At 40.9% G+C, this 4,542-nt stretch carries 4 protein-coding genes and 1 tRNA gene; 1 reads left to right on the forward strand and 4 read right to left on the reverse strand.

What is annotated here, in order from left to right; genetic code table 11:
* Nucleotides 1–223: 223 nt before the first annotated feature.
* Nucleotides 224–305, reverse strand: a tRNA-Leu gene (locus NG821_RS12295).
* Nucleotides 306–454: 149 nt separating this feature from the next.
* Here NG821_RS12295 and NG821_RS12300 point away from each other — a divergent pair.
* On the forward strand, nucleotides 455–1,546 hold the full coding sequence (locus tag NG821_RS12300) for a mannose-1-phosphate guanylyltransferase (RefSeq protein WP_252761953.1): 1,092 nt from the start codon (nucleotides 455–457) through the stop codon (nucleotides 1,544–1,546).
* A gap of 10 nt (nucleotides 1,547–1,556) precedes the next feature.
* Here the strand turns inward: NG821_RS12300 and NG821_RS12305 are convergent, their stop codons facing one another.
* From NG821_RS12305 to greA, 3 genes are all read right to left on the reverse strand, one after another.
* Entirely contained in the window at nucleotides 1,557–2,672 is a 1,116-nt protein-coding gene (locus NG821_RS12305) for a lactonase family protein (RefSeq protein ID WP_394802092.1), read from the reverse strand.
* Nucleotides 2,673–2,977: 305 nt separating this feature from the next.
* Nucleotides 2,978–3,397, reverse strand: coding sequence for an HIT family protein (locus NG821_RS12310; RefSeq protein WP_252761955.1), 420 nt, complete (start codon nucleotides 3,395–3,397; stop codon nucleotides 2,978–2,980).
* Between the two features lie 71 nt (nucleotides 3,398–3,468).
* Nucleotides 3,469–3,936 (reverse strand): transcription elongation factor GreA, encoded by a 468-nt coding sequence (greA, locus tag NG821_RS12315; protein ID WP_252761956.1) that lies wholly within the window; start codon nucleotides 3,934–3,936, stop codon nucleotides 3,469–3,471.
* Nucleotides 3,937–4,542: the final 606 nt, after the last annotated feature.

Genomic DNA, 4,542 nt, shown 5'->3' on the forward strand with positions numbered 1-4,542 from the left:
CAATGCAAAGCTAAAGAGTTTTAGGACTACTTTCAGGGGAGTGGAAGATGTGAAGTTCTTCTTATACAGAGTTGCACAATTATATGCATAGGCAAATTGTTAAATCCCCAAGATTAATAACTGTGCCGATAAACTATTATGAATAAAAAAACAATATTGGTATGATGAGAAAATAAATCACCTCCGTAGATATTGAAACCAATAGCCTACGGAGGTGATTTCGTACCCAGAGCCGGGGTCGAACCGGCACGAATTGCTTCACTGGTGTTTGAGACCAGCGCGTCTACCAATTCCGCCATCTGGGCATAATTTATAGTGCTTATTGGCTGCAAAGGTAGTGCTTTTTTCGGAATTTGCAAACATTTAGATTAAAATTCTTAATTTTTTTGTACGGTCTCTTTTTTCTTTCTATCTTTACAAATAAATAAGGATACTTGTAAAGATACTATTAATCATGGCTAGAACCGATGAAAATTATTGTGTGATACTGGCAGGTGGCAGAGGTAAACGTTTATGGCCTTGCAGCCGCGAACAGCAACCAAAACAATTTATCGATTTCTTTGGTACGGGAAAGACACAATTTCAACAGACTTATGATCGCATTGCTAAGATTATACCTGCGAGTCATATCTATGTGAATACAAATGAACAATATGTAGAGACAGTTAAGGCACAACTTCCGGATTTACCGGATGAGAATCTGCTCGCTGAGCCAATCAATCGCAATACTGCACCAAGTGTAGCTTGGGCTTGCTATAGAATCAGTCATATTCAGCCTCAGTCCAATTTGATCATTGTTCCTTCTGATCAGACGATCATCAATGAAGAGGCTTTTCAGAAGAACGTACTTGACGGTCTGAAATTTGTTTCAGATCGTGATTGCGTGTTGGCTATGGGCATCAAACCCACTCGTCCTGAACCTGGTTATGGCTATATTCAGGTGGGAGATAGCTATGATCATTGTGATTTCTATAAGGTACATACTTTCATAGAAAAACCGAACCGTTCCTTTGCCAAAATGTTCATGGATAGTGGCGAATGGTATTGGAATACGGGTATATTCCTGGCAAATATCCATGCTCTGCAAGGTAGTCTCTTAAAACTCCTTCCAGAGGTGTTGGAAGGATTGGACAGAAATGATCATCAACCTACTCTTTCAGAAGAAAAGGCTTATGTCAAAGAACATTTCTCTTTTTACCCTAATCTTGCCATTGATACCGGACTTCTGGAAAAGACTGACAATGTCTATGTCAAGAAGTGTGACTTCGGTTGGGCAGACTTAGGGACATGGCATAGCATCTATGAGTTCTTGCAGAAAGGCAAAGGCGATAATGTCGTCGTGGACTCTGACGTGATAATGGAAGACTGTCATGACAATATTATCAAATTGCCTAAAGGCAGACTGGCTGTGCTCAATGGTCTTGATGGTTTTATCGTCGCTGAAAAAGATAATGTCTTGTTTGTCTGCAAGAAAGAAGATTCATCTGCCCTGATTAGAAAGTATGTCAATGAGGTGCAGATGAAGAAGGGTGACCAATTTGTCTGAGCTTCTTTTTCTATTCGACAAATTTGATACAGACGGGTTTGCTGAGGCTGATATCCTGTCGGGTATCTGTGAGTTGCCCTGTGTGTGGGTCACGGAGATACACTTGTATCTCATCACTGTCCCTGCAAGCGACGAGAAGGTATTTACCATTAGGGGTAATATTGAAATTACGGGGATGGATTCCTGTATTCTGATAACCTGCAAGCGTGAGCTTTCCTGTGATTTTATCTCTTGAAAAGATAGCGACGCCGTCGTTTTTCAATCGATTACTAGCATAGAGAAATTTTCCGTCAGGACTGATATGAATGTCTGCGCTGCCACGTGCATGATGCTCATCGGCAGTTATGACCTGGAAGCGGATCAGATTTCCATCTTTATACCTGAATGCTGTAACGTTGCCCGACAGTTCGCTGACCAGGTAAGCGAACTTCCCATCTGAACTGAATATCAGGTGCCGTGGTCCTGAATCGGCGTTAATAGGTATGGGGGTACCATAGGGAGAGATTATTTGGCCGTCTGTTAGTGTGAATCTCAGGATCTGGTCGGCACTGAAATCTGTGGCAAATACATACTTGCCGTCCGGACTGAACAGGGTGCAATGGATATGAGGCGTGTTCTGTCTGGTCGTGTCCGGACCGCCGAGATGTCCATGAAACTGTTTGACGACAGGGTTCAGGCTCCCGTCTTTGCTCAATGAAAATATGGACATGCTTCCACCGGTATAGTTAGCTGTGAGAACGATTTTTCCATTAGTCGAAACATAACAGGGATCTTCGCCATGAGTCAGTTGCCGATTGAGTTGAGTCAGTTGCCCGGTACTTTTGTCCAAAGTATAAGCGGTCAGCGCTGCTGTTGAGTCTGGCATTTCACTTACGGCATAGACAAATTTACCGTCTTTCGAAGGTGTCAGATAAGAAGGATTGGCAACCTCAGTGGAAGAAAGAGGAGTACTTTTCCCGGTATTTTGGTTGAAGCGATAGGTGTAAATGCCTTTGCTGCCATTGCCTGTATAAGTTCCGATGATCATCGTCAGATTATCACTCGGTTGGTTCTTTGCGCTTGTCTTTCCAAACATGATTATCGTATTGCTTAACAAAACTAAAGCAAATAAAAGAATTCTTCCCATATACAAAATCGTTTTTAATATCCTGAGTTAGGTTGATCTTAGATTCTAAATGCAAAGATAAATCTAAAATCTGAAAAACAGACTGTTGTAATGGAATTTTCTTTTGATTATCAGTTTTGCCGTTTACACGCTTTCCAGGCGTGCATCTTTAATGTGTTGTAATGGGATTCTTTTGGCTATCAGTTGTGACCGCAAGGCTTATAAGTAGTCTTTTCGGTTCTTGCCTATAAGGAATAACTTTGGCCCTAAAGCAATAGTCCCCGTCTTTTCAACTAAGAAGACGGGGACTATTGCTGCATTTGGTTTTAACGGTCGTATGAATGTGGATTCTGTTTCTGGAATTCCATATTGATCTTGTTGGAAATTTCTTTGAACTGATCTTCGGAGAGTTTGAGTTTTTTGTTCATGTTGATATCAGATTCCTTATTGAGAGGAATCAGTTGGATATGAGCATGGGGCACCTCCAGTCCCAGTACAATCTCAGCGACTTTTTTACAAGGATAAGCAGCTTTAATGGCATGAGCAACCTTTTTGGCGAATACCTCGAATTCGGCGAGTTCCCAGTCTTCCATGTCGAATATGTAATCTGTTTCCTTGCGTGGAATCACTAACGTATGGCCGATTGCCACAGGGTTGATGTCGAGGAAAGCATAGAATTTCTCATCTTCTGCACATTTATAACTTGGAATTTCCCCGGCAGCTATTTTACTGAATAATGTACTCATAGGATTAAATTTTTGTAATGGTTGTGTGAATTTGTTGAGGCACTAATGGTCTGATGCGGATCCGGGTTTCCTTATCCGACGGTAATCTTGTCGATCCGTAAGTGAATTGTGCCGCGGGGGATCTTGATCTCTGCAACATCACCCACCTTCTTGTTTAGTAATCCTTTTGCAATAGGAGTCTTGACAGAGATCTTTCCTTCTCTGAGGTTAGCCTCGCTCTCGCTGACAAGTGTATATTTCATCTTCCGGTTGTTTGCCAGATTTGTCATTTCAACTGTTGAGAGAATTTGGACTACGTCAGATTTCAATTTGGAAGTATCTACAATCTTTGCTTCAGCTATTTCCATTTTCATCTGATTGATCTTTGCTTCAAGATGCGCCTGGGCCTCTTTTGCTGCATCATACTCTGAATTCTCACTTAAATCGCCTTTATCGGCAGCTTCACCAACGGCCGCGGATGCCTTGGGACGCTCAACTGTTTGAAGCTCATGGAGCTGAGCTACGAGCTTGTCGTAGCCTTCTTGTGACATGTAAGCCATAATCTTTTATTTTATTGGTTGATAAATGTTTATTTGAGTAGGTGTAAAAAACATTGAATTCCGACATCTCAGTGGTGATGTCGGAATTCAATATTCCTTCTGTCTCTACTATAATTTTTTACTACTTGCAAAGGTAAGAAAACTTTTTGATATGACCAAATCTTTGTGATAAAATTGATTTAACTCAATAAAATTAATGTTTTAGTGGATTTACAGCTTAAAACTTTTGCAAAGGATACAGTTTCCTATTACCTTTGCAACGTGTTTTTCATAGTATTAGATTTAAGGTTAACAAAAGGTTGGGACTCAGCGGAGTCCCTTTTTTTGTTTTAGGACATTTGAAAATCATAGAATCTCTGACTGATTATTGTCTTAATGGCTGATGCAGTTATGCCTGGGTCTGTTCTCTCTGGAATTTCTTTGCCATGATGGTCTTTGTGAGTTTCTGTCATTGTCGTTCTCTTGATGGCAATACGCAAAAAGAGGGTGTGTCAAAAGATACATCCTCTTTTTTGTTTCTCATTCTCAGTTATCTTTGCCATTTACTGTCAGGCTGCGATTTTTCCATCGCACATGATCAATTGCAGTGTATTCTGCCTCAGACAA

It is taken from the genome of Segatella cerevisiae (genome assembly GCF_024054555.1).
GTDB classification, from domain to species: Bacteria; Bacteroidota; Bacteroidia; order Bacteroidales; family Bacteroidaceae; genus Prevotella; species Prevotella cerevisiae.

Bases quoted from the DNA above. Each gene is read 5' to 3' on its own strand.
- NG821_RS12300 (WP_252761953.1), top strand. From the start codon at position 455: ATGGCTAGAACCGATGAAAATTATTGTGTGATACTGGCAGGTGGCAGA.
- NG821_RS12305 (WP_394802092.1), bottom strand. From the start codon at position 2,672: ATGGGAAGAATTCTTTTATTTGCTTTAGTTTTGTTAAGCAATACGATA.
- NG821_RS12310 (WP_252761955.1), bottom strand. From the start codon at position 3,397: ATGAGTACATTATTCAGTAAAATAGCTGCCGGGGAAATTCCAAGTTAT.
- greA (WP_252761956.1), bottom strand. From the start codon at position 3,936: ATGGCTTACATGTCACAAGAAGGCTACGACAAGCTCGTAGCTCAGCTC.